This window comes from Psychrilyobacter atlanticus DSM 19335 (assembly GCF_000426625.1).
In the GTDB taxonomy this organism is placed as follows: domain Bacteria; phylum Fusobacteriota; class Fusobacteriia; order Fusobacteriales; family Fusobacteriaceae; genus Psychrilyobacter; species Psychrilyobacter atlanticus.
Genome location: NZ_KE384547.1, coordinates 2,208,279 through 2,234,580 on the forward strand (window position 1 = coordinate 2,208,279; position 26,302 = coordinate 2,234,580).

The following is a 26,302-nucleotide window of genomic DNA, read 5'->3' on the forward strand; positions in this document are numbered from 1 at the left end:
AAAAGGGGGATAGAATGGGATTTTTAGGTTTATTTCTTGTAACATCATTTTCACATTTACTTCTATTTTATTCTATAAATTATTACTTTTTTAGTCCTGATGATGAAAAAAGAAATGAAATATTTAATGAAATGATTGATAAATTAATTAATAGTTTACCTCAAATATATGAGGGATTAGACCCGTTTCCAGTAGATAGCAAGATTAAATCTATTCTTATAGATTCTAATAATTTACATTTAAATGTAGTAACAAACAACCCTAATTATTCTAGCGGTCACTTAAGATATACTATTCCTTTCGATGAAAAGTCAAAACAGGATGAATTTAATTTCTTAAAAACCTTTAAATGGTTATTTAAAAGTCATCCCTTATGGGATTTAGCTCAACAAAAACACACAACTTTTGAAGTTGAAATGCTAGAAAAAAATTATAAATTTTATTATATAATGAATGATTTATCTTTAAGCCAATTAGGAAATTTTTCAAATGATTTTAGTGAAGATCTTTATCCAATCCATAACCCTGATTATGATCCTGAAACAAATCCAAATGTTCCTCAGATCATAGCAGAAAAAGGACACGAAAGAGTATTTTTAATATTAGATCATCATGTAGATAAGAAAAAGCTAGAAATAAAATTAATTGATAAATCAGATGGGATATCAGAATTTGAAAAAGAATTAACTAAAAAAGAAAAAGCAGAAAATGAACTAGCAAAATTTTTATATTATCTTTCTAACTCTGGGATAGTAAAGAATTTAGAAAATAAGAAAAGATTAGATCCTAGTTTTGGTTATAACTTAGACTATGGGATAAATAAAGATGATGAATTTTATTATACTCTTGAAACTTTTAAAATCAAAACAGATGGTAATAAACAGGAAGGATCAGAAAAAAATGAGGAAGTTTATAATCCTAATGTATCCGATATCTTAGAAAAGGCAGGTGCAACAGTGGTAAAAATAGACCCTGAAAGTAGAAAATTATATATTCAAAATCCTGAATTGAAGATGGAAAACAATGCCAGTGTCAATTTGGCAGTTACAGAGGGGTCTAAGGTTGGACTTGATACAGGTGGTCAATCTGTAAAACTAGATGGTAATGGTCAATCAGTGGCTTTAAATACAGCCAATAAATCGGTAGATTTAAATGTTAAAAATAAGAAAGTGGCTTTAGATATTACTGGAAAAGAGATTAATTTAAATGTTCCTAAAGATTCTCAAATAGGTTTAAAAACTACTGATGATACAGGAAAATTAAAACAAGTTGAATTAAAGGTAACAGATGAAAATGGTGAAACAAAAACGATTGCCATAGATGGAATAGGTACTGATGAATGGAATACTTTGATTGGGGCTTTAAGTATAAGACAAGAAAAGTTAAAAATCATTGATCAAAATAATATTGATGCTTATAGATTTGAATATGTTAATGATCCCGCTAGAGGAATAGAAAAAGAGGTTTCAAAGTATAAAAAGAAAAGATTTGAAACTATAGTAACTGAACCTGATGGAAGAAAAGATTTGATCCAAAGAGAACTTCAAGAGTGGGAACAAAAACATAGTACAAAGAAAAAAGGAGAGTTTAAAGATTCTTATGGTGAAACAGTAGAAATTAAACAAGGTTATTATAGTAATCAAGATCCATTAATAAAAGCTTATCATGAAATTAATCATAGGACTTTAGGGAAAAATCAAGCAGATATTTATATCGCTAATAATTTAACCGATTTAGAAGAAACCCCTAATGAAGTTTCAAAAGAGGTAGAAAAAATAGAAATAGTGAAATCAGAGTTACCACAGGAATTAACAGATTATCAGATAGTAGAAGATGTCGGTATAAAATTCTTTGATAATTCAGAGGTACAAAATATTGATGGTGACTTAGATTTGATTAAGTAAAGAAAAAAGAGGGGTTATTTCCCTCTAAGATCTGAATGGCAATATTTACATTTAATTGCTTTTTTATTAATAGATTCCCTACAATAAGGACAATGTTTAAAAAAGAAATGTTCATAAATTTTATATGGAATATATATAATTAAAAGTGGTACAAATATAAATAAAATCGTTCCGATTATTTCTCTTAACATATTAATCACCTCGATTAATTATACATTATATTTTTATGTAATTCAATTTTATAAAAGGAGGTTTATATGGCAATTCCTATTATGGTTTCATATGCTTTAGTTGGAGTAGCTAATGCAATGTCTAATATTTTAGTAGAGTCCTTGGTTGATACTACTGTAGATTATGTTATTGACGGTATAGATGAAGCAATGCAAAAAGCTATGCCAAATTTTGAAAGCTCATACATGAAACAATTTACTAATCAAGTTAGAATGGGAGCAGCAACTGCAACTAATGCTCGGATTATGGGAGCAGCTCTTAAATCTCAAAATAAATTTGAGGGACGTATGGATTTATTGAGACAAAAATCAAAAGAAAAATATAATCGTCAAAGACAAGGGATAAAGGATTCAACTTTAGCATTAGTAGGAGAAAAAAGGGCATTAGATAAATTAAAAAATTCATATGATAAAGAAATGGAAAGATTAGATCGTTCTAGTGATCGGTATACAAAAATAAGAAGTTCATCTGCAACGGAAGCCAATGCTTTTTCAAATGGTACAGGAGCTTTAAAAACTGGTCATGATGGAACTATTCAAAACTTAAAAGGTAATCCAAACGCGGATCTCGTTGTAAGTATAAATAGATTATTAAATGGGTTAGGAAACTATGAAAATAAAGAGGGGGTATTAGCTATATGACAATGAATGAGATATTTAGAATATGGGGGCTTTTAAAATTTGTTGAAGAGATCTCTATAACTAAGGATAAAAAAGTCAATCTTTATGATAAAGATAAAAAACTATTGATGAGTGTTCCACTTGCAATTTTTGAAAAAATTCAAGGTGAAAAAAATGTTGTTTAAACTGACTTACTCCCTTGCCTCTGGTGATACAAGTATTAGAGATGCAAGTTTTGCGAGTGAAGCTAAAGCACTGGATTTTCTTCAAGCATATAACAGTTTAAATACTGGTGCTAAAATTATAAGGGTAAATAAATTAGTAGCTGAATTATCATTAAAAGATAAAGTAAAATTTGGTAACCAAAACATAAATAAAAATGATTATTTTAATTTAAAAGTTCTATATGAAACTATTACCAAAGAAAGATTTAATATGACAATTCCATACTTGGAAAAAGCTAGAATCAACAAAAAAGATGTGGAAAAAATATTAGTGTATATACAAGATTATTCAAAAGATTTGGATATGAATTATAAAAAAAGTTATTAATTCGCGATTAATATATATGCAAAAAAAACAAAAAAATGGAGGTAACAAATTATGTCATTCAAATTAAGAAAAGGTACAAGTCTAACTTTACGTAGAGGGGATTCTAAAGGGATCGTATTTATGTTACAAGATTCACCGTTTATGAAACAAGGTAATGGAATTCATGTTGGTTTAGGTTCTTCTTCTGATGTAGAATCATTTATTGGAGGGATAGCAAGTGAACTTGATGGAGTAGTTAACAAGTATAACTGTCCTGCAGGAACTTATTACGATGAAGATGCAGTAATCCCTAATGATACTAGAGGGGATTCAGCAAACAAAACTTTCACTGTAGCATTTAGTGATACTAAAGAAACTTGTGCAATAGTTATTCCAGCTGTTAAAATTACAGGAAATGTTGGAACAATCGCAGCATTCTTAAAAACTCAAGCTTTTAAGGATAAAGATGGAAAAGCATTAACTATTTCTAAGGTAGATGTTAAACAATCTTTCTAGTTAATTTCTAGTAAGAAATAAGTTTTGACTCTGGAGTCAAAACTTTATAAGAACTTGAAAGTCTCTTTACTTAATAGTTTAGAGACTTTTTTGTTTTTGTATAGATATAGTGCTTATTCTCCACCTAAAGCCTTTATGAGGATTTTTAATAGTCATCCCTATATTCTTATCATGATTTTACGACTAGTGGACAGGGGCTTGAATTATCGCCTTAAAGAAAAGATCCGATAGGATAACACCCGTAGGGGAAACTCTAAAGCATGGAGTTCTAAACCAATAAAAATAGAATATTATACTTAAAATTTGCCATAGTAGTCCCGTAAGGGCGAGATGATAAGAAAAAAATAAAATTGATTATAGTACTAAAATTGAATAAAACCTTTATAATTAGATTAAACAAAAATTAAGTTTTTTATATCTATTAGGGGAAGGAGATGATTAAAATGGGTACTTTAGAAACACAATTGTTTGATATAGCTATTAGAGCTATGGAGGGAGCTGTAAACGATATCTTGTATTATGAGAGGGAAGAGTTCTTATATGAGCAAAGGGAGGCTTATATAAAGAATAGAGGTAATGGGTTCAATGATCGGGATTTTAAATTGAGTGATGCCAAGATATTAAAAATAAGAGTTCCTAAAGTAAGAAAAAATTCTAGGGATCTTGTTTATAGTATCTTTGATAAATACAAAAGAAATAGTAATGGATTTGAATCTAATTTGATAGATTTATATTCATCTAGGATCTTTGAAAAAGATATAGTAAAAATGTTAGGGATTTCTAAAATATCACAATGTAGGAAAGATAAAATTTTAAGTGAATATATTCAAAAATATGAGGATTTCCTCGAGAAAATGAAACAAAGAGATTATGATTTAATCAAATTAGATTCGACTTTTAAAGGTAAAAAGAAAAATAAATTTAAATATAATATATACTTTGCATGGGGATTTTATACAGAAAATAATGCAGTAAAAAAAGAGTGTTTATATTTTCATATTGCCCAGGGAAATGAGAACAAGCAAGAATGGGAAAAAGCTATATATTATCTAGTTAAAAATGTAAATTTGAAAAAGACCAGACTAATTATTAGTGATATGTTTAACTCACTAAAAACTTCATTACGTGATATTAAAGAAAGTACTCCTCAATTAAAACATATTCTCTATCAAAATTGTATTTGGCATAGATTGTATTCAATCTTTGATGTGTCTACTCTTCCAATGCAATTAAAACATAAATTATTTAGTTTATTTTATTCCAAATTTAAAACTACAAAAGATATATATCTTTTGAAAAAAATGTTAAATCAAGTAAAAAAAGTAAAATATGTAAATAAAAAAAATATAGATGGAATGTTAAATGTACATTATGAAGATAACTTTAATTATCTGAGGGTATATGATGATTTAAAAGAGAAAGGGTATAGTACTAAAGATCTTATGCAAAATATGGATATTGAAAGTTTTCATGCAGATCTAAAATTTTATTTAAAGAAAACAGTAAATTATACAAATTCAAACATCTTAAAAATGAGAATTATGATGTTTTTAGAACAAAAACAATATATTTAAAAAAAGCTAGGTTTTACTGGGATAACTACGTATTTTGATGAACTATAAATAAAAGTAATAGTATATATTGATATTTTGAATAAATTAAAAAAGCATAGAAAAACCAAGGGGTTTCTATACTTTTAAATTTTGACACTAAATTTAGATATTGTATTCGTCACGTTGCTTTTTATAGGAAAAAATTAATATAATAGTACATAAGCGGGAACACCCAGATTAAACTATCATATCTGTCCAAGATTCCCCCATGTCCACCTAATATTTTTCCTGAATCTTTTACACCAAATTCTCTTTTAAATACCGATTCTGCCAAATCACCGATTTGACCAGTCACAGCTACTAATATAGGAACTATTATCAGATGAATTCCCGATATATTTAAGTCTTTAAATAAAAACCCTTTTATAAGTAACATAGTTATAACAGTAAATATTATTGATCCCAAAGATCCCTCTATGGATTTTTTAGGACTTATCTCACAGAGTCCACGAGAAAATATTTTCCTTCCAAATTTTACTCCTACAAGATATGCAAATGTATCCGATATCCAAACCATTATTTGAATGGTCATCAGCCACTTACTTCCATTCAACATATATTTTATAGGGACTATATGGGAAAATAAAAATCCTACATATAGTACTCCTAACATTGTATATCCAATATAACTGCTGCTACCTTCTACTTTATTTTGATATATTCTGATGAACATCAGGATAAATATCCCCAAAATAAGAACCATAGTTCCCATAGACATATCAACATTATTTCCGATAAATTTCCCCAGTAGATCTTTACTCGATGAAATACTAGAATACAATGCCAGTGGTATTGCTCCTCCAAGTATTATACCTGCAACCTTATTTACAACTATTCCCTTTGATTCCATCATTTGATAGATCTCATATATTCCTATCCCGGTTAAAAGCACTGTAAATGCCATAAAGCTTTTGTCTCCATAGAGGTATACATACACCGTCAGAGGAACCAATATTAAAGCCACCATTATTCTATTTAACATCTTTTACTCCTCCAAATCTTCTGTCTCTATTTTCAAAATTTTCTATTGCCCTGTCAAATTCTTTCTCGTTAAAATCCGGCCACAATACATCTGTTACATATATTTCTGAATAAGCTATCTGCCAAAGTAAAAAATTAGAGATTCTGAATTCACCACTGGTTCTTATAACTAATTCAGGATCCGGTATATCAGAATAAAGATAGTCTTTAAAGTTCTCTTCATTGATATTTTTTTCTCCCGATTCAATTATTTTTTTCACTGCATCTATTATTTCCGATCTTCCTCCATAGTTAAAACAGATATTGAAGGTCAATCCGTCATTACCTGCAGTCAATTCTTCTACCTCAGATATAGCACTTAGAAGTTTAGAAGATACTCCTTCTTTTCTTCCTGTAACTATCAGTCTTATGTTATCTCTCAACATATTTTTAGCTTCAGCCTTTAGATATTTTTGAAAGATATCCATAAGAGCATCTACCTCTTTTTGAGGTCTTTTCCAATTTTCTGTAGAAAAAGCATATACAGACAAATATTTAATCCCTATATTCCCTGCGTGCTCTATTATTGCTTTTATCCTTTTAGCACCTTCACGATGCCCGACAAATCTAGGCAGGTGCCTATTTTGAGCCCATCTTCCATTTCCATCCATTATAATTGCTATATGTTTTGGTATCATCTATCTCCCCTTAACTTTAATACATTCTATTCTTTATATTCTATCATATTACTTCCTATTTTTCTACTTTGGAACTCTAAGGGAAACTATTCCCTGTCTATAACTTCTAGAATAGCATTTAAGTCTCTCATGTTATTTTTAACACACTTTACACCCTCATCAATGGCCTCCCTTGCCCGATAAAACTCCAGGGGTTTTATACGAGCCAACTTAGGAGAAAGAAGGATATCCGGCGGATCTTCTCCCATACGGCTTTTGGTAATTCTATCCTGGGTTATATTAATTGAACTGGCGATAGCATCAAATAAATTTGGAGGAGATTCATTATTTTCATCTGTGTCAAATATAGAAGGTGTATACTCTCTGACCAAATTATTTATCTTACTTATCATTCCCGATCTTTTTTTAGGAGGGAGAGATTTTTTAAAGTGTTTTCCAACAATGTCACCATTTAAATCCACAGCTATCACTATATCAGCTCCCAAAGCACGACATGTAGATACTGGTACAGGATTCACCAACCCTCCATCTACAAGCCACCTGTCATTGGTTTTTATAGCAGGAAATAATCCCGGCAATGAAACTGAAGACCAGACTGCTTCTAAAACCGACCCTTTAGTTAACCATATTTCCTTCCCAGTCTCTAAGTCTGTTGCTACAGCTGCATATTGTTTACTAAATTCTTCTATGCTGGCATTATCAGATGCTACATATTTATTTAAAAAATGATGAAGTCTGTGGGTATCAATAAATCCATTCAAAGACATATTTATCTCAAAAAATTTAGCCACCTCAAATTTAGTCAATGAGCATGCCCACGCCTCTAAATTTTCAAGGTTGTTCGACAGATAAGATGCCCCAACCACTGCACCTATAGAAGTCCCGCACACAATATCTGGCACGATCCCTAGATCAGCCAGAGCCTTTATTATACCTATATGTGCCCACCCGCGGGATGAGCCGCTTCCCAGTGCTAAACCTATCTTCATTTTTCTCACCTCCTATAAATATTTTCTATACTATAATATATACTTCTTTATACTATATATTTCACTATAAATTTTATTGTGTCAAAAAAAGAATCGAGAATTAATTCTCGATTCTTTTTTATAAAATTATTTCAACACCAAAATGATCTGAAACTATCTTTTTATTTTTCCCATTGAAAATAACATTACTCGATGATATTTTCATAGGTGTTCTAGATAAAATTAGATCTAATCTTTTCTTGGATAGATCATCTTCCCACCCTGCAATCTCCCCCGGGACAGTACAACCGTCATCTTTTATTTCAGCTGTTATAAAAGTATCTATCAGACCATTTTTTATTAAAAAATCATATCCCTCTCCACTTACACTTGCATCATTGTTAAAATCTCCCATAAAAAATACTTTATTATCTGTATTTTTTGAAATTTCTAATATTTTTTCCCCCTGATATCTAAAAGGTTCCTCTTCATCGTTCCACCATCCTGTATGACAGCTGTAAAAAGTATAGCTCTCATCATGCAGATCAATAGATCCCCCTACAATTTTTCTGCTCTTCCAGTTTTCTATGCTGTTGCTTTGGGAAATATATAAACTTTCAGATCTAATAAATGGCTGTTTACTCAAAAGAGCAACCCCCTCTTCATATATATCATATCCATAGTGGGAAAAATCCCAGATAAAATTATAAGTTACTCCTAACTTCTTTATCTCTTCAACTAGGAGGAGAGCAAAGTTATCTTCCCTTATATTATCATAGATTATCTGACTTTCCCTATGCTGGCTGACTTCCTGAAGAGCTATGACATCATAGTTTTTTTCATATATAGTCTCAGCCAGATACTTAATCTTCTCCAGCTGATCCTCTTCCTGCCACGAATGGCAGTTTAATGTAAGAATTTTCATTTTTATCCCCTATTAATTTAAAACATCAATTATTTTATTTTTAATGTTATCAGCTTTGGGACCATAGATAGCCTGGATTCCATTTCCTTTTACTATCAATCCAATAGCTCCTGCTTTTTTCCACATTGATTCTTCTTTTACTAAAGCGTTATCCTTTACAGATACACGTAACCTAGTCATACAGGCATCTACCTCTGCTATGTTAGATTCTCCTCCTAAAAGGTCAATAATTGTTTCAATCAATGTATCGTTATTTTTATTAGCTTTTTTATCGGTAGTTTCCTCTACTTCTTCATCTAGGTAGTTCCCTTTTCTTCCTGGTGTTGGCAGGTCAAACTTTTTGATTAAGAAGTTTACAATGAAGAAATTCAATCCAAAGAATCCGATACAGCTTACTACGAAATTTATTAGATCTCTTCCAATTCCAGCATGAATCATTAGAGGTGTTCTAGTAAGTAACTCTAAGAATCCAAAGGCTTGTATTCTTAAATCAATAATATCCGTCAACGCAAATGCTAAACCAGTTAATATGGCATGAGCCACATATAAAATTGGTGCTACAAACATAAACATAAATTCAATCGGTTCTGTTACTCCTGTTAAAAATACAGCTAATATTGCCGAAAAGAATATCATCTTATACTTATGCTTCTTATCATTGTCTACATTTTTATACATAGCTAATGAGAATCCCAATAGTGAGGCCGATGATAAGATAACTTGTCCGGCTTTAAATCTAGCTGGAACAACCGATTTCAATAATTCCTTGTATGCGTCCATATTCCCTAGTTCTTTTAAGTTATTTAAATCCGTAATCCAAGCTAACCAAATAGGATCTTGACCAGCAATTACTGCACCGACTTCTGAGCCAGTTAATACTTGGTATGTCCCTCCTAACTCCGTATAATTCATTGGAATAGTTAACATATGATGCAGACCAAATGGTAACAGCATTCTTTCCAATGCCCCATAGACAAAAGGTGCAATTACTGGAGCTGTATCTCTAGATGTAGCAATCCAATTTCCAAACATATTCAAAGAATATTGGATAAACGGCCACGTAAATGATAGAAAAAATGCCATTACAACTGAACCGATTATTACCATAAAGGGAACAAATCTTTTACCATTAAAGAATGCCAATGGTTCTGGCAATCCATCAAAGTCATAAAACCTATTGTATAGAGCTGCTCCCAAGAATCCTGTGATTATTCCTATAAATACTCCCATATTTAAAGCCGGAGCTCCTAATACTGTTGTAAAAAAATCTTTCACTAATAATTCTTTCCCACCGAATACACTGATAGTTGCAGTAGGATCACTCATCATCCCACCGTTAACACCAAATATTGTTCCTGTAAGTCTATTTGTTAAAATAAATGCCAGTACCGCTGCAAAAGCTCCACCGGCTCTTTCTTTAGCCCAAGATCCACCAATAGCTGCTGCAAATAACAGGTGTAAATTTACAATTATTCCCCAACCGATATCTTCCATTACCCTTCCAATTAGATCTATTCCTAAAAATGTAGTCGTTAATTTCCCCAGTGAAATCATAAGCCCAGCTGCAGGCATTACTGCAATAACTACCATTAAACATTTTCCAAATTTCTGCCAAAAATCAAATGAACCGAATTTAAATTTTTTCATCTTTCCCCCCTTTTGTTTTTTATTTCAACTTATAAACTCTACACTCATAAGGTTTCAATAATAATTCACATGTTGTCTTATGATCTTCTACTTTATAATTATTCAATACAATATTTTCAGGATTTAAAAGGTAATTTTCTTCTTTAAACTCACATGTAGTTTCGGTTAAATTACAAATCACAATATAACCTTTCCCATCCACTAACCTTGTATAACTATAGATTTTTTCATCTGATTCAAGTAAACACTTGTAATCGCCATATAACATTTCCTTAGAATGCTTTCTCAAATCAATCATCTTCTTATAAAAGTTTAAGATCGAATCTTCGTCTTCTAAATCATTTTTTACATTTATATGACTATGATTTTCATTTATCTTTATCCAAGGAATCCCACTAGTAAATCCGGCATTTTGACCATCATCCCACTGCATAGGTGTCCTTGCATTATCCCTAGAAGAACTTTTTAAATTTTCTATATTTTCTTCAGTTGCTTTATTATCTAAAACTAACTCTTTGTATTCATTCATGATTCTAACGTCGTTATAATCATCTATACTAGGATAAGAAATATTTGTCATTCCTATCTCCTGACCTTGATATATAAAAGGTGTCCCTTTTTGTAAAAAATACATTGCAGCAAATGATTTTGCACACTGGACCCTATATTTTTCATCATTTCCCAGTGTAGAGATGGATCTAGGAATATCATGATTTTCAATATACAATGCATTCCATCCTATGTCATTTACCGTGTTTTGCCATTTACTCAATATTTTTTTATATTTTTTTACATCAAAGGCTTTATTTCCACAACTGTTCCATAGATCTAAATGCTCAAATTGAAAGATCATATTAAATTTCCCATCTTTTGAGCATACCCAATCCTTGATATCTTTACTATTGTGAGAACTAACGCCATTTGCTTCACCAACAGTTACGATGTCATATTTTTCAAATGTTTTTTCTTTAAGTTCATCTAAATATTTATGGATTCCATTTTGATTCATATGTTTATCAAAAGAAGATACATATTTTAACCCATCCGGATTAGGCATGTCTTTAAGGCCATCTTCTTTTTTTATATGACTTATTGCGTCTACCCTGAATCCATCTATTCCTTTTTCTAACCACCAGTTGATCATACTGTAGATTTCTTCTCTCATCTCTTTATTTTCCCAGTTTAAATCAGGCTGTTTTTTAGAAAAAAGATGAAGATAGTATTGCTCTCTTTCTTTTGAGTGCTCCCAAGCGGAACCACTAAAAATACTTTCCCAGTTATTTGGTTCTTTTTCATCCTTACCATCACGCCAGATATACCAGTCTCTTTTTGGATTATCTTTTGATGACGCCGATTCCACAAACCACGGATGTTCATCACTTGTATGATTTATCACCAAGTCTATAATAAGTTTCATATCTCTATCTTTAACTTCTTTCAATAGTTCGTCGAAGTCTTCCATTGTTCCAAATTCTTCTAATATCTCTTTATAATCACTGATGTCATATCCATTATCATCATTTGGTGATTTATACATAGGACATATCCAAATAATGTCTATTCCCAAGTCTTTTAAATAATCTAATTTAGAAATAAGTCCCTGTAAATCACCTATTCCGTCTCCGTTGGAATCTTTAAAACTTCTAGGATATACCTGGTACCCTATAGCTTCCTTCCACCATTTTTTATCCATAGTTCCTCCTAAGTGCGCAAACGTTTGCGCAAATAAATAAAAATTAAAACATCCACCCACAGATATTTTATAGATAATTTATATCATATTTTTTTTCCATTGTCTAGTTAAATATAATGAAAAATGTACTCAAATAAATACATTTTTCTGTTTTGTGCACACTTTCTTATAAGAAAAGGGCTATTCCACCTTTAATCCCTGCATCATTTCCCAGCTCTCCTAATTTGATTTCTAAATTTTTCAAAGTTACCGGCATAGCATATTGTTTTAATTTTTCCTTAACTACGTCTAGAAGTATTTCTCCTGCCAACGCAACTCCACCTGATAAAATAATTATTTCCGGATTTATTACATTTAATAAATTTCCTATTCCCATACCTAAATAATTTCCTACATAATTAACTATTTCCATAGAAAATTCATCTCCAGCTTTAGCACAATCAAAAACATCTTTAGCTTCTAATTTTTCCATATTCCCATCTAAACTCTTATACAAAAGATTATTTTTATTTACAGCCAAACGTGACTTAGCTTCTCTGATTACTCCAGTAGCAGATGCATAAGTTTCAAAACAGCCTCTTTGCCCACAACCACATAATTTACCATTTTCAACTAATTTCATATGACCAATCTCTCCACCAGCACCATTCATCCCAGAAATTAATTTAGAATTTACTACTATTCCACCGCCAACTCCAGTTCCAAGAGCCACTGTTATACTGCTGGTACTTCCTTTTCCTGCTCCAAACTTACTCTCTCCAATAGCGATCATATTTACATCATTTTCTAATTTTGTCGACACACCTGAGATTTTTTCCATTGCTTCACTGATATTTACATTAGCTTCCCAGTCAAAATTAGCAAAAAAAGCTACGATCTCTTGATCTATTACAGGTCCTGGAATTCCTATTCCTATTCCACCTATCTTTTCTTTACTTATTTCTTTTTGATCCATTAACTTTTCTATAGTTTCCCATATTCTCTCTAATGTTATTTTCATACCTTTTTCCGAAAACGTCTTTATTGTTTCCTTTGTTAAAATTTCACCGCTTTCATCTAAAAGCCCTATTTTTGTGTTTGTTCCTCCTAAGTCTACCCCAGCATAATATTTCAATATAATTCCTCCTCTATGTCTCTTAATTTTGATCTAACAATTTTATAATTACTTTTATTACTTTTATTAAGTTTTGATATGAGTAAACTCATGGCTTCTTTTCCCAGTTTTAATGCATTTATATCAACAGATGAAAATTTAGGACCAAAATTTCCCAATGGATCAATATTATTAAATCCTATTATCTTTATATCCTTTATATTTTTTTCAATTAAATATCTTTGAACGCCAAAAGCTAAGATATCATCGGTGCATATTACTGCTGTTAAATTTTTATTTGAAAGTAATTTTTCAGCCCCACTATAACCATTTTCCCTACTAAAATCAGCTTTATATACAATTTCTGAATCTATATTTTCTTTTTTACACTCTTCTCTGAACCCTTTTTCTCTGTTAATGGATACAGTCCAATTTTTTTTTGCTCCAAGATAACCTATATTTTTATGACCATCTAAGATTAGTTTTCTTACAAGGTGCTTTGTAGTTTCTTCGTTGTTATTATCTACCCAGAGAATATTGGCAGAATCATTTTTTTCCGGCCGGCCTATTACTACACATGGAAATTTATGTTTTTCTAAATACTCAAGACATTCATCTTTTTTCCTCGTAGTCAGCAGGCATATCCCATCCACTATATTAGATGAAATAAAGTTTTTTACCGCTTCTAATTCATTGTCTTTATTTTTTCCAAAGGCATACATAATATGATATTTATGTTTTTCTGCAGCTATACTTATCCCCTTCATAGCTTGAATATAAAAAGGGTTGGAAAAGAGGGAATCAGCTTCATGGGGCATGACTACACCAATTATCTTAGTTTGTTTATTCACCAAACTTCTAGCTAGTATATTCGGCGTATACCCTAGTTTTTCAATGGAGTTTAGAACCCTTATCTTGGTTGCTTCTCCTATCCTAGAGGTATTGGATATTACTCTGGATACTGTAGAAGGTGCTACTCCTGCATCCTTAGCTACATCTTTTATGGTTACTTTCATTTTCTCAGCCTCCTTTCTAAAAGATTATCATTTTTTTTTAAAAAATAAAACTTTATTTTTTATTTCAAACCTTTAGATGCATATTTTTTTACTAAATTATGTAAAAAAAAGGTGCCCTAGGGCACCTTTTTCTAAACAAATAAATTTATAAGTAATGATGTCAGGATAAGCATAAATGCTCCTCCAATCCTAGATGATATCTGTGAAAATGGCAATAATTCCATTCTGTTAGCAGCTGATAATACTGCGATATCTCCTGTTCCACCCATGTTTGCCATACATAATCCTGCTGTTATTGTTCCTTCGATCATATAAAATCCTAACATACGACCAACTATTGCAGTTCCTATCATAGCTCCTACGATAGTTGTAACTACTAATAATAGATAAGTTAAACTAAATGCACTGATTACTGCTCCTAAATCTGTGTATGCTATCCCGATTCCTACTAATAGTGCCAGTGTAAAGTTCTTCATTACAAATTGGAACCATGTTGTTGCTGCTTCCTCATGTTCTCTCTTTAAAATACCTGTCAACTTCGCGAAAGCTACCGATAAGATCATAAGTGCATAGGGATGCAGTGGTATATATTTTCCTAAAAGTCTCCCTAATACATAGAATGATGTCGCTATCAATAGACCTTTTCCTAGAGATGCATAGTCTATCTTTAACTCTTTTTCTTCTTCAATACCTACGTCATCCTGTCCCTTTAATAATTTACCGTCACCAGAAATTTTCTTATATTTTTTACCTAATTTATTCAATATTCCTGCACAAACTATAGCTACTGCATTACCTAATGCTACTGCCGGAACCATTATAGATAAAAGCTTTGTAGGATCCTGTTCCATTGCTTTACCAAAGATTTGAGCTAGAGGTACTGCTCCTGCTCCCATTCCACCACCCATTATTGGGATAGCTATATAAAACACTGCATTGGTGAATCCATAACCCATCAATGCTCCTACTGTTCCAGTCATTAAGATCGATACAAATACTCCACCTATTATTACTGGAAGATATTTTAACCCAGCCTTTATAAGCAGTTTTGTGTCCATTCCTAATATACTACCTGTTATAAGGGCAGCTATATAAAAATTTAAAAATCCTCCACTTTTCATAAACGTTGCCGAAGAACTAACCACTGTTTCCGGTAAAACATTATATGTAACCAATGCTGCCGCTGCAAATATAGCTACTATAGGTCCTCCACCAAAATAATCTTTTATAATAGGTGTCCTGTTACCTATCTCATTTAACAATACTCCCATTATAAGTAAAAAAGGTATCACGCCCTCCATCCCTTTTGGCAGTGCTCCTGTAAATGCTGCACCTAATACTACTGCTGTTATAGGTATAAAATATTTCATCTCCAAACCTAATAATTTAAATTTTTTCTGTACCTTATCCTTAGACAAAACTGCTGTTTTCATCTTCTTCCCCCCTGTTTCATTTTTTATCTTTATTATCTATATATTTAGTATATTCCTTATTTTTTCTTAAAGATATAAAACAAAACTAAAAAAATAATTATTAAATTAAAAAAAGATTGCTAATAAATTAGCAATCTTTTTCTTAAAAATTATTTAATCATTTTTACCCTTTCAAGTTCAGTTCTAAGCTCCTCATATATAGAGGTGTAATTGATGGCCTTCATTCTTTCTGTTTCAGTTCTAAGTTCATTGAATAAAGATGCATAAACTGCCGGTTCATCTATATCCTTGGCAGATTTAGATCCATATGCCCCCTGGACTATATCTGTATTTTCCCTTATATTAATTCTAACTCTACTGTTTACTTTAGATATTTCTGTAATAGTCGTACTGATATCATAGGTAATTACTCCACTTCTATCCAGCCAAAATTTTTCTGCACCAGATGTTGCGTCTCTTACAGCTGTAGCTTTGATTAAACCGGTTTTATAATCAGTGTTTTCAACTGTATATCCTTGATTTTCTAAAACTATCATAACAGAACGAAATGCAATATCATAATTAGCCTTTATTGTTTTGGTTCTCATCTGTGACCTTTGTAACGATGAAACTTTTGGTGTATTTGAAGAACACCCAGTCATAAATATTGTGATTCCTATCAACATTAATATAAATTTTTTCATTTCTTACAATCCTCCAATTTTTTTAGTAAACGCTTGATATTAAACTATAATCTTCTACTATATCATTTTCATCAAATGTAATTATCCAGTCAAAACTACTGGTAGTAGAACTACTTAATGCTGAATTACTTCCTACGAATAAAAAATTTTCAAACCCACTTTTCTGAGCACTTTCTGAAGACATTTTATTATAGCTCCAAACTTCATTGTCGGCCCTATTCTTTGTGATCATATTAGGTGCACCAAATATCCCTAATATTTCAGTTTGAGTAGTTGAACCCTTTACAACCTCTGATTTAATTACCCCCACTGTTAAATTAGATTTTTGTTGTGGAACCGTAGTAGAACTACACCCTAATAAACTTAATAACAATAATAAACAAAATATTTTTTTCAAAATTTTACCTCCTAATTTTTTTATCTATTTTAAACTTTAAAAACAACTTATTCTTTTTTTAGCCGATCTTTTTATTCCTTTAAGTTAATTTTAATTTATCTAAAATTTTATCATATTTAATAAAGAAAAACAAATGAAGAAAATTTAATGTATTTTCATAATTGAGAAAAAATACCCTAAAATAGAATTAGACTTAAAGGAAAAATTATTTAAAATTGAATAATTTAAATAAGATCATTTAGGAGGTCGTTTTTTATGATTAATAAATTAAAAGAAATCAGAGAATTAAGAAAGACAAGGAAGTTAGTCGCTGAAGAAGAATTAAAGAGATTAGAAAAAGACTATGAATCTAAAGATAAAAATGAAGAAATAGCCCAAAGAATAGAAAATATTAAAAGAAAAATAAATCAATTGGAGAAAGATTTAGAAGGTCTAACTGATCTCGAAGACAAATTCAATCAAAAATCGTAAGTTATTTTTTTAGGCCCTAAAATAAAAGGACACTAATTTTAGTGTCCTTTTTCTTGATATTTTTAGGTTAAGTTTTGAAGTTTACGAAATACATATTACGGAATTTACATAACTGATATTATATTATGATATTTCTAAACTTTTTTATAATAATATTATTTTTTTCTTCACGTGATCTATGGCTTAATTCTTCTAATTCGACCTTATATTTTTTAATATCACTTAAAATCCAAATTTCAAATTCCCAAGGGTTTCCTTCACTATCATCTACAAAAATATTTATAATAAACCCCTTAGGTCTATTACGTCGTTGAAATTTAACAAAATCCCCATATTGAATCTTTTTAAAATTTTCATTTTCAATAAATTCATACAGAATTTTTTTAGAGGTATCCCTCAAGTTTTTAGTTTCTATAACAATATCAATATCTCTGTCACAAACAACTTCTTGAGCTACACTTCCTATAACAAGAGGAACTCCATATTTTTTTAGAACTTCTAGAACTTTTATCTCTGAAATTAAATTTTTAGCAATCTGTAACCTTTTTATACTTTCTTTTATTTCCATGCTTTAACACCTTCTTTTAAAATAATTAAATTAATTCCAATGACACTTATATAAACATAATGTTTACAGTATTACCTTATACTTATATTCTGGACGACCTACACTTCCATAATAGATAGAATTTTCTACCCTTCCCAATTCCATAAGATAATCTAGATATTTTTTTACTGTTACTGTACTTGTGTTTAAAATGTCAGAAATTTCCTTAGAGGACCACTCCTTGGATGAATCTAATAATAATATATCCATTATTTTTTTCAAAGTTTTTTCACTGATTCCTTTGACACTGCTTCCCTTAGTTTTATTTCTTAAAAATAATTTATCTACCTCTCCTTGGCTTAAAACTTCCTTTCCTGAAATATTTGATTTTTTATTTAAATACCTTCCCAAAGAATCCTTTAATCTGTTAAAATCAAAGGGTTTTATGAGGTAATCTATTGCTCCTAATTTAAATGCTCTTTCTATCTCCACAGTATTATTTGAAGCTGTCAGGAAAATAACTTCAACTCCTACTTTTTTCTTTCTTATAGTTTCTAAAGTTACCAAACCATTGGTATCAGGTAAAAACATATCTAATATTATTAGTTCTACATGATGTTGTTCTAAATATTTAATAGCTTTTTTTCCCTCTTTAAAAGTTTTGACTACACGAAATTCCCCTACAGAATTTATTATCTTCTCTGTTATCATACTTACCATGGGATCATCTTCTATAATAACTACATCTATCATAACTTGCCCTCCTTGCTGAGTTCCACACAAAATGTTTTACTATTTTTACGACTTTTAATGTTCAAACTTCCTTTATATACCTCCACAAGATTTTTAATGAGTGCCAATCCAGAGCCACGTCCCTCACCCTTAGAGGAATAACCTACATTAAATATTTTTTCCATCTCATGGGTGTCTATACTTCGGCCGCTGTCTGTAACCTCTATTCTCAATTTACTCTCATCTTCAAAGAACCCAACCTGTATCTTTTTCTCTATACTATTTTCACAGGCTTCCCTGGCATTTTCCAATAAGTTGCCGATTATTACAACCAAATCATTGGTATCTATATTGTCGTGAGTTTTATCTAATTTAGTTTTTTCATCTACATTAAAATTTATTCTGGATTCCCTGGCTAAACTCATCTTCGCCAAGATAAGTGCTTCAATTATTGGATCTTTTACTCCTACCACATTATGTTTTTCATTTTCAACTTCATATTCTAAGTAGAGTATATAATCTTTAGCCTTCTCATATTCTTCTAGCTGCAATAGTCCCGAAACTACATGGATCTTATTCTTAAATTCATGGACATTGGCTCTCATAGAGTTGATTATCTGAGCAACTCCCGTTATCTCCTCAGCTACTCTTTTTACCTCTCCACCATCTCTCAATATAAAGATGACATCTAATATTTTTTTTGTTTTATTTAATTTTATCGCACTTACAAATAATTTTCCACTTTCTACAACTATCTCTCTGTCATTGAATCCCGACTGGGTACTTATCACTGTTTCAAATAACCGTTTAAACACCTCATCATCTCTGGAAGTTAACATATTTTGAGCAGCTCTATTGGTTTTGGTAATTTCTCCCTTACCATTTATAGTTACTATCCCCTCATGCATATTGTCGAATATAACTTTTTTTTCAGCATAAAACCTTCCTATTTCCACAGGTTCATATCCAAAAATTTCTTTTTTTATACTCTTTGCTAAAAAATATGATAAAAGAGCTCCGAATGAAAGGATTAGTAAAAATAAAAACACTGATTCTAAAATAAAATTATTTTTCCACTTATCCCGCTCTACCTGGTATTTTCCCACACTTATAAATCCTATCTGTTTTCCTTTATAATTTATAGGTTCAAATTTTCTGAGAGATACTCCCTGAGTTCCCTTGGCCATTGAAAAATAGGATTTTCCCTCTTCTACAACCACCTTTTCATCCCCGCCCTTAAATATTTTGCCTATATATTGGGGATCTACATGGGAGTATCTTCTACTCTCCATATCTGCTACTGTTATAAAATCTATATCCTCTAATTTAGACCATATTTTATTGGTGTAAGCTTGTATGTTTTCAGGTTTTTTTTTATATAAATTTTCTATTATAAACGGGTCATGACTGAGAGTCAGTGCTATATTTCCAAGATTTTTTCGTTCATTCAAATTTTCTACTTGAACTTTATTTTTAAAAAAAATAAAGTGTGTTATAAGTAATATAACCGTTATCAAAACCACTAAATATATATATATTTTCTTTTCTAACCTCATTTTATCCCCCTATTTTGGTTAAGCAAACTATTATGGTAAAAGTTTAGCATATTTTTTCTCTTTTCTTAAAGGATTTTTTCATCTATGGTAAATATATAATTAGAGAATAAATAAAAATTAGGACACTAGATATTCAATATAAGTTTCATATAGATGATAAGGGAGGGAAGAGATGTCGGAAATATTCAATAAAGAAGTTTTAAATCAATTAAAACAAGGACTGAACAAAATAAAAAACCCAATTAAAATTATTACCTTCATAGAAAGTGGAAAACCTCTGTGTGATGAGGTAGTCACCATGATGATGCAGTTAGCTGCATTAAATAACAAGATAAAATTTGTCGAATATGATCTTATTAAAAACGCTGATTTAGCTGAAAAATATGGAATTGACAAAGTCCCTGGAACTACTATTTTAGCATCAGATAAACCTACTGGAATTAAATTCTACGGAATTCCCAGTGGACATGAAATCAATTCACTCCTATTTGCTGTCCTAGAAAGTTCTGGAATAGTTACTCCATTAGATGCTAAATTAGTAGATGCCATTAAACAGATCAATAAAAAAATCAATATCAAGGTATTTGTAAGTTTACAATGTCCACATTGTCCCAAGGCAGTTATGACAGCTTGTAAAATAGCTTTATTAAATAAAAATATTGACGCTGAGATGATACAGACCAATTTATATAGTGATCTGGCCAACAAATTTAAAATAAATTCTGTTCCTAGGATTATTTTTAATGACAGTGATGATCTGTTGGGTGTACAGCCTATAGAAATGTTTGTAGATAAATTAAAAAAATTATAAATTTTCATAGAAATTAAAAAAATCCCTGAAATTCAGGGATTTTTTTAGACCCTACTAAGGGCTCTTATTTAACTATCTTAACTATCTTCTTTTTTCCTGCTCTTACTATCATTCCAGCTTCAATTTTTACCATTGCTTTTACGTCTTTAATCGCTACATCATTTACTTTAAATCCACCTTGAGTGATCAATCTTCTAGCATCTGAAGTTCCTTTAAAGAAATTTAATTTTTTTACCAATAGGTCTATTGCTCCCACTTCATCTTCATCTACCTTTACTTCTGGTAAGTCTACATCCATGTTTCTCTTAGAGAATACATTTTCAAACCAGTCGTAGGCCTTTCTTCCCTCTTCTTCATTGTGGTAGATAGTTACAATTTCTGCTCCTAATCTCTTTTTACAATCCATAGGATGGATACTTCCATCGGCTACTCCTGCCTTTAATTTTGCAATTTCTTCCATAGGAACATCTGTAGCTACCTCATAGTAGTTCCACATAAGGTCATCTGAGATAGACATTACCTTTCCAAACATATCGTTAGGAGCCTCTGTTATCCCGATATAGTTATTTAATGATTTAGACATCTTTTCTACTCCATCTAGTCCCTCTAAGATAGGCATCATCATACATATTTGTGGTTCTGTTCCTGCATTTCTTTGCAGATCTCTACCTCTCAATAAGTTAAATGTCTGCTCAGTTGCTCCTAATTCTACATCTGCATCGATAGCTACAGAGTCATATCCCTGTAAGATTGGGTACATAAATTCTACCAATGATACAGGTTTTCCTGCTGCTAACCTTTTAGAAAAATCATCTCTTTGAATCATCTGTGCTACTGTAAATTGAGACAATAACTTCAATACATCTTCTAATTTTAATTTTTCCAGCCAGTCACCGTTATATACAACTTCTGTTTTTTCCATATCTAAGATCAGCTTTAACTGGTCTAAATATGTTTGGATATTCTTTGTGATATCTTCAGAAGATAACATTGGTCTAGTTTCAGATTTTCCTGTAGGATCTCCTATTCTAGCTGTAAATGTACCTATTAAAAATTTCACTCTATGTCCTAGATCTTGAAATTGCTTTAACTTTCTAAGGGGTACTGCATGACCTATGTGTAAGTCTGAACCAGTTGGATCTATCCCTAATTTTACGATTAACGGAGTGTTAGTCTCCAATGATTTCTTTAACTTTTTTTCTAATTCCTTTTCAGAAATTAATTCCTCTACTCCCCTTTTTAATATATTTAACTGTCTTTGAACCTCTACATTGATATCCATAGTTAATCTCCTTTTCTATATATAATTTTATTTTTTATTAAAAAAGCAACATGACGTTGCATCCAGACAAGCACAATTCAACCTTTTATAACTTTTTATTTATTTCATAAATTTTATCTCAAAGTTCTTAACTTATATCGTAAATTTATAGATACTTTGGTGATGCCCCTTGCGGGTTTGATTTCCTATACTATAAAAAAAAGCTCACAGATTATATCTGCAAGCTTTAAAAAGTTTAATTCAGATACAACCCCTATTAGTATACTATAAAATGGGCTGTAATATCTCTACACAGTCCCTCAATTAATAATAGTAATAATAAGTTTGGTTGTCATTAAATTTCATATCTTTCTCCTAATTTCTTAGTCTATATTTTCCTAATTATAACATAATAAGATTTTTTTTTAAAGAAATAAAATGATAACTAAGATTATTTTCAATATATAGTATATACTAGTATAAGAAATATATCCCAAATTAATTCTAAGAGGTGGTGCCTGTGAAATTAGAAAAAAAAATGACTATATATATGTTGATATTAGTACTCCTAGCTATGTTTCTTATGCAATTCATCTTTTTTCGAAATTCATATAAATTATTGGATTTAAATAAAAAACGTGTTCTAAACAGCTATGCCTATGTTCTCTCTAAGGATCCAGTTATTAGAGACAATTTATCTAAACAAAATCAAGATACCCTTAATATATATATAGCATCTATATGGCCAAAACTAATAAATTTAAACTATGTTATTATTATGGATCTAAAAGGAGAAGTTTTTTCCTATAAAAATAAAAATAATACTCCATTTCTAGAAGAAAATTATAAGAATATGTTAAAAAAAATAATCGATAAACCGATTCAATATTATAATTTAGATCCCGTCAATAATTTTCTCCAGGAGTTTATACCAATAACCCATCGAGGTAAATTAATTGGAATGTTAGGAGTTCAGGAATATCATCATAAAAATGAAGACTTAAAAAATATATTCTTTATAGAAGTCTTGGTTGCTATTCTTATTGTTATTGTTATGTCTATACTGTTCTCTGTCTTTTTAGCCAAAAACATAAAAAAACAAATTTTTGGATATGAACCACTAGAATTCGCACATATCTATGCTGAAAGACAAATTCTATTTGATCATCTCAGCGATAAGATTGTAACTATCAATAATCATGGAAAACTAACTAAAGCTAATAAAGTTGCAAAAGAAAAGTTAGAACCTTCCGATGAAATTATTTTGAGAAAATTATATGATGAAATTATTTCTAAAAACATTACCTTTGATAACCGAGAAATAATCTTAACTAATCGTAAAGTTTTTATTACCGCCATAAATATTATCCAGAAAAATAATGATTCTGAAGTTTTATTTATTATTAAACAGGGTAAAAAAATAAAAAAATTAGCCCGTGAAATTACAGGAGTTACCCAGATAATTAACTCCATGAGAGCCAATGTACATGAATTTAAAAATAAGATCCACGTAATATCCGGCTTATTACGTTTAGAAGAATATGAAGAGCTCAAAAAGTATGTTTCAACTATAAAAAATGAATTAGATAATGAAAATAAAGAGATCGAAGGAATCAATGATCCTGTTATCTCTGCGCTCCTACTGACTAAGATAAGTCTGGCCAAAGAAAAGAAGATCACCCTTACCATCAATGAAATGAGTAATCTCATGAAAACCCATGGTTTCATAGAATCAGACAACCTCATCGTTATAATTGGAAACCTCATTGAAAATGCCACTGAATCCTTTGACCTAAAAGATATAGACAATAAAGAAATTATCCTTCAAATTTTAGAGGATAGTAAACAAATTCTTATCCAGATCAGTGATAATAGTGGTCTGATAGAAGATTCAGATCAAAAGAAAATTTTTGAGATAGGTTACTCCTCTAAAGGGGAGGGGCGGGGCTCCGGACTGGCACTTATTAAAAATCTTGTAAAATTATATAATGGGAATATTGAAATCATTAACAAAGAAAATTATAAAACTTTTTATATAAAATTAAACAAATAGTAAGAAATAAAAAATTACTAACTTTAAAATGTTAAAATAACACAAAAGTTTGATGTCACTGCAGGCAATCAAGGAGGAATACAAATGATAGACGTAGTTATTATAGAAGACGATCCCATGGTGAGTATGATAACGGAGAAGATAATCAACACCGAAAAAGAGTTTAATGTCTCTAAAACTTTCTTTAAAGGAGAAGGGGTAGTAGATTATATAATAGAAAACAATATAGAATTAATCATCTTGGATATGTATCTGCCTGATACTGAAGGTTTGAATATCTTAGAGGAATTGAGAAAAAGAGAAGTTAAAGAAAATCAGTATACCAACACCATTTTTGTTACCGCTTCTAATGACAAAGAGCATATAGAAAAAGCATTTAAGTTAGGAATAGTTGATTACCTCATAAAACCATTTGAATTTGAAAGGTTAGAGGAGGCATTAGGCAGATATCTTTCAAAAAAAATAGTTTCTTCTTCTAAAAAGAAAATTTTAACACAGGATGAATTAGATAAACTTTATCATGGAAGAAATAACGAAATAAACACTTTAGAAAATGAGCTTCCAAAAGGAATAAGTGAAAAAACTTTAGAAAAAGTTATGAATGCCGTTGTCTCTGACCCAATGAAAGAATGGTCCTCTAAAGAGATAGCTGATCTTTTGGAAAGCAGTGCTGTCACTGTAAAAAAATATTTAGACTATTTGACCGAAATAGGAAAGATAAAAAGTGATATTTCTTACGGAAGTGTAGGACGACCCGAAGTAAAATATAAGATCAAAATGTAAACATTAAAGAATAAAAATAACTTCACTCTAGGTATATTAGTTGAATTTAGAACTCTTTAATTTAAATACCCATAAAAAAAAGACCCCTAAAACTAAATTTTAGGAGTCTTTTTTTAATTCAAATTTCCTGTTACAAGTATATTTTTTTTCTTCGGTAATTCTACCTTTGATACGACTGTTCCTAAGAGCAATACAATAATTCCTATTACATTCACAACAAATAAATATTCACTCAAGAAGAAGTGCCCTATAATGGCAGCTGTTGGAAGTTCCACCAGACTCATTATTCCAGCCTTTGTAGGAGTAGTATATTTAAGTGCCAAAGAATAAAAAGTACAAGATAAAACTGTTGGAATTAATCCTAATATCACAGATATTACAACCATTTTTAAACTAAATGCTTCTAATAATATTTTGATATCCACCATGGAAAATACATATATAGCTCCCACTAAAAAGCTATACATAAGTATCCCTGTTAAATTACATTTTTCAGGTATTCTCTTAGTCAATATAGGAAAAAATCCATATGCCAATGCTGACACTAAACCTATCAAAAGTCCGATTCCATTAGCTTTTAAAGCTGATGCGTCTCCTCCAGTCACTACAAGAAATGCCCCATAAAATGCCAGTGTCAGAGCTAAACCTTTAAAAAGAGTGATCTTCTCTTTAAAAAATATTCTTGACAATATTGCTGTAAAAAGAGGCCCTAAACAAACCATCATTACTCCAACTGTGGTAGATGTCATAGAGATACATTTATAGATTGCCAAACTCATAGTTCCCTGTGTTATTATACCGATTAACAGAGAATGTTTTACCTCTTCTTTCTTTACTTTTAACTTTTCTCTATCTGTAATCAAATAAAATATAAACATCGATAAAAAAGCAAATAACAATCTTAAAAAAGCTATTTCAAATGGTCCAACTCCTGTTTTTCCTAGATAATACGAGATAATACCTAAAGTTCCCCATGTAACTCCTGCTAAAAATGCAAGTCCATACCCTTTATGTTCCACACCAATCCTCCTTTAATAATTTAACATAACAATCTATTATAGAACATCTGCCACTTTCATTCAATATAATTCTCTCCCACTTTCATTCAAATTTATAACTACGTTCATCCAGTATATATATTTAATATATACTGAGTGTAT

Annotated in this window: 26 protein-coding genes; 10 read left to right on the plus strand and 16 right to left on the minus strand. The window is 30.6% G+C overall.

Annotated features, from left to right (window positions below; genetic code table 11):
* Window positions 1–14: 14 nt before the first annotated feature.
* The 6 genes from K337_RS0111010 to K337_RS0111035 all read left to right on the plus strand — a co-directional run bounded on the left by K337_RS0111010 (window position 15) and on the right by K337_RS0111035 (window position 5,376).
* Window positions 15–1,904 (plus strand): hypothetical protein, encoded by a 1,890-nt coding sequence (locus K337_RS0111010; RefSeq protein ID WP_028856653.1) that lies wholly within the window; start codon window positions 15–17, stop codon window positions 1,902–1,904.
* 257 nt (window positions 1,905–2,161) lie between these two features.
* A complete protein-coding gene (locus K337_RS0111015) occupies window positions 2,162–2,776 on the plus strand; it encodes a hypothetical protein (protein ID WP_028856654.1) in 615 nt (204 codons plus the stop codon).
* Window positions 2,773–2,940, plus strand: coding sequence for a hypothetical protein (locus K337_RS19890; RefSeq protein ID WP_156877360.1), 168 nt, complete (start codon window positions 2,773–2,775; stop codon window positions 2,938–2,940). Before K337_RS0111015 ends, K337_RS19890 begins: the two co-directional genes overlap by 4 nt.
* Window positions 2,930–3,307 (plus strand): hypothetical protein, encoded by a 378-nt coding sequence (locus K337_RS0111025; RefSeq protein ID WP_028856655.1) that lies wholly within the window; start codon window positions 2,930–2,932, stop codon window positions 3,305–3,307. Before K337_RS19890 ends, K337_RS0111025 begins: the two co-directional genes overlap by 11 nt.
* 51 nt (window positions 3,308–3,358) lie before the next feature.
* A complete protein-coding gene (locus tag K337_RS0111030) occupies window positions 3,359–3,802 on the plus strand; it encodes a hypothetical protein (RefSeq protein WP_028856656.1) in 444 nt (147 codons plus the stop codon).
* 434 nt (window positions 3,803–4,236) lie between these two features.
* Window positions 4,237–5,376, plus strand: a complete 1,140-nt coding sequence (locus K337_RS0111035) for a transposase (protein ID WP_084140860.1) — start codon at window positions 4,237–4,239, stop codon at window positions 5,374–5,376.
* A 169-nt stretch (window positions 5,377–5,545) separates the two neighbouring features.
* On the opposite strand, the gene K337_RS0111040 is transcribed toward K337_RS0111035, so the two are convergent.
* The 11 genes from K337_RS0111040 to K337_RS0111090 form a co-directional block, all read right to left on the minus strand.
* Window positions 5,546–6,397: a phosphatidate cytidylyltransferase gene (locus K337_RS0111040; RefSeq protein ID WP_028856658.1), complete on the minus strand. Its 852-nt coding sequence runs from the start codon at window positions 6,395–6,397 to the stop codon at window positions 5,546–5,548.
* On the minus strand, window positions 6,387–7,073 hold the full coding sequence (locus K337_RS0111045) for an undecaprenyl pyrophosphate synthase (protein ID WP_028856659.1): 687 nt from the start codon (window positions 7,071–7,073) through the stop codon (window positions 6,387–6,389). Before K337_RS0111045 ends, K337_RS0111040 begins: the two co-directional genes overlap by 11 nt.
* An 86-nt stretch (window positions 7,074–7,159) precedes the next feature.
* Window positions 7,160–8,062, minus strand: a complete 903-nt coding sequence (locus K337_RS0111050; protein WP_028856660.1) for a patatin-like phospholipase family protein — start codon at window positions 8,060–8,062, stop codon at window positions 7,160–7,162.
* 118 nt (window positions 8,063–8,180) lie between these two features.
* Window positions 8,181–8,966, minus strand: a complete 786-nt coding sequence (locus K337_RS0111055) for an endonuclease/exonuclease/phosphatase family protein (protein ID WP_028856661.1) — start codon at window positions 8,964–8,966, stop codon at window positions 8,181–8,183.
* A 12-nt stretch (window positions 8,967–8,978) separates the two neighbouring features.
* Window positions 8,979–10,613 (minus strand): PTS transporter subunit IIBC, encoded by a 1,635-nt coding sequence (locus tag K337_RS0111060; RefSeq protein ID WP_028856662.1) that lies wholly within the window; start codon window positions 10,611–10,613, stop codon window positions 8,979–8,981.
* 19 nt (window positions 10,614–10,632) lie between these two features.
* On the minus strand, window positions 10,633–12,306 hold the full coding sequence (locus K337_RS0111065; protein ID WP_028856663.1) for an alpha-glucosidase: 1,674 nt from the start codon (window positions 12,304–12,306) through the stop codon (window positions 10,633–10,635).
* Between the two features lie 166 nt (window positions 12,307–12,472).
* A complete protein-coding gene (locus K337_RS0111070) occupies window positions 12,473–13,420 on the minus strand; it encodes an ROK family protein (protein WP_028856664.1) in 948 nt (315 codons plus the stop codon).
* Window positions 13,417–14,415 (minus strand): LacI family DNA-binding transcriptional regulator, encoded by a 999-nt coding sequence (locus K337_RS0111075; protein ID WP_028856665.1) that lies wholly within the window; start codon window positions 14,413–14,415, stop codon window positions 13,417–13,419. Before K337_RS0111075 ends, K337_RS0111070 begins: the two co-directional genes overlap by 4 nt.
* A 131-nt stretch (window positions 14,416–14,546) precedes the next feature.
* Entirely contained in the window at window positions 14,547–15,848 is a 1,302-nt protein-coding gene (locus K337_RS0111080; RefSeq protein ID WP_028856666.1) for a 2-hydroxycarboxylate transporter family protein, read from the minus strand.
* 149 nt (window positions 15,849–15,997) lie between these two features.
* On the minus strand, window positions 15,998–16,531 hold the full coding sequence (locus tag K337_RS0111085; RefSeq protein ID WP_028856667.1) for a hypothetical protein: 534 nt from the start codon (window positions 16,529–16,531) through the stop codon (window positions 15,998–16,000).
* 22 nt (window positions 16,532–16,553) lie between these two features.
* On the minus strand, window positions 16,554–16,928 hold the full coding sequence (locus K337_RS0111090; RefSeq protein WP_028856668.1) for a hypothetical protein: 375 nt from the start codon (window positions 16,926–16,928) through the stop codon (window positions 16,554–16,556).
* A gap of 255 nt (window positions 16,929–17,183) precedes the next feature.
* Between K337_RS0111090 and K337_RS0111095 the strand changes: the two genes are divergently transcribed.
* Window positions 17,184–17,399 carry a hypothetical protein gene (locus K337_RS0111095; RefSeq protein WP_028856669.1) on the plus strand — a complete coding sequence of 72 codons (216 nt, stop codon included), beginning with the start codon at window positions 17,184–17,186 and terminating at the stop codon, window positions 17,397–17,399.
* Window positions 17,400–17,517: 118 nt separating this feature from the next.
* Here K337_RS0111095 and K337_RS0111100 read toward each other — a convergent pair whose 3' ends face one another.
* The 3 genes from K337_RS0111100 to K337_RS0111110 form a co-directional block, all read right to left on the minus strand.
* A complete protein-coding gene (locus K337_RS0111100; protein ID WP_028856670.1) occupies window positions 17,518–17,967 on the minus strand; it encodes a hypothetical protein in 450 nt (149 codons plus the stop codon).
* Between the two features lie 63 nt (window positions 17,968–18,030).
* Window positions 18,031–18,699 carry a response regulator gene (locus K337_RS0111105; protein ID WP_028856671.1) on the minus strand — a complete coding sequence of 223 codons (669 nt, stop codon included), beginning with the start codon at window positions 18,697–18,699 and terminating at the stop codon, window positions 18,031–18,033.
* Window positions 18,696–20,234, minus strand: a complete 1,539-nt coding sequence (locus K337_RS0111110; protein ID WP_028856672.1) for an ATP-binding protein — start codon at window positions 20,232–20,234, stop codon at window positions 18,696–18,698. The genes K337_RS0111105 and K337_RS0111110 overlap by 4 nt, the downstream gene beginning before the upstream one ends.
* Window positions 20,235–20,406: 172 nt before the next feature.
* On the opposite strand from K337_RS0111110, the gene pdo reads away from it, so the two are divergent.
* Window positions 20,407–21,045, plus strand: a complete 639-nt coding sequence (pdo, locus tag K337_RS0111115) for a protein disulfide oxidoreductase (protein WP_028856673.1) — start codon at window positions 20,407–20,409, stop codon at window positions 21,043–21,045.
* A gap of 64 nt (window positions 21,046–21,109) precedes the next feature.
* Here pdo and tyrS read toward each other — a convergent pair whose 3' ends face one another.
* Window positions 21,110–22,327, minus strand: a complete 1,218-nt coding sequence (gene tyrS, locus K337_RS0111120; protein ID WP_028856674.1) for a tyrosine--tRNA ligase — start codon at window positions 22,325–22,327, stop codon at window positions 21,110–21,112.
* Window positions 22,328–22,826: 499 nt separating this feature from the next.
* Here tyrS and K337_RS0111125 point away from each other — a divergent pair, with 499 nt between their 5' ends.
* On the plus strand, window positions 22,827–24,359 hold the full coding sequence (locus tag K337_RS0111125; RefSeq protein ID WP_028856675.1) for a sensor histidine kinase: 1,533 nt from the start codon (window positions 22,827–22,829) through the stop codon (window positions 24,357–24,359).
* Between the two features lie 84 nt (window positions 24,360–24,443).
* Window positions 24,444–25,142: a response regulator gene (locus K337_RS0111130; protein ID WP_028856676.1), complete on the plus strand. Its 699-nt coding sequence runs from the start codon at window positions 24,444–24,446 to the stop codon at window positions 25,140–25,142.
* 113 nt (window positions 25,143–25,255) lie between these two features.
* Here the strand turns inward: K337_RS0111130 and K337_RS0111135 are convergent, their stop codons facing one another.
* Window positions 25,256–26,161: a DMT family transporter gene (locus tag K337_RS0111135; RefSeq protein WP_028856677.1), complete on the minus strand. Its 906-nt coding sequence runs from the start codon at window positions 26,159–26,161 to the stop codon at window positions 25,256–25,258.
* Between the last annotated feature and the right edge of the window lie 141 nt (window positions 26,162–26,302).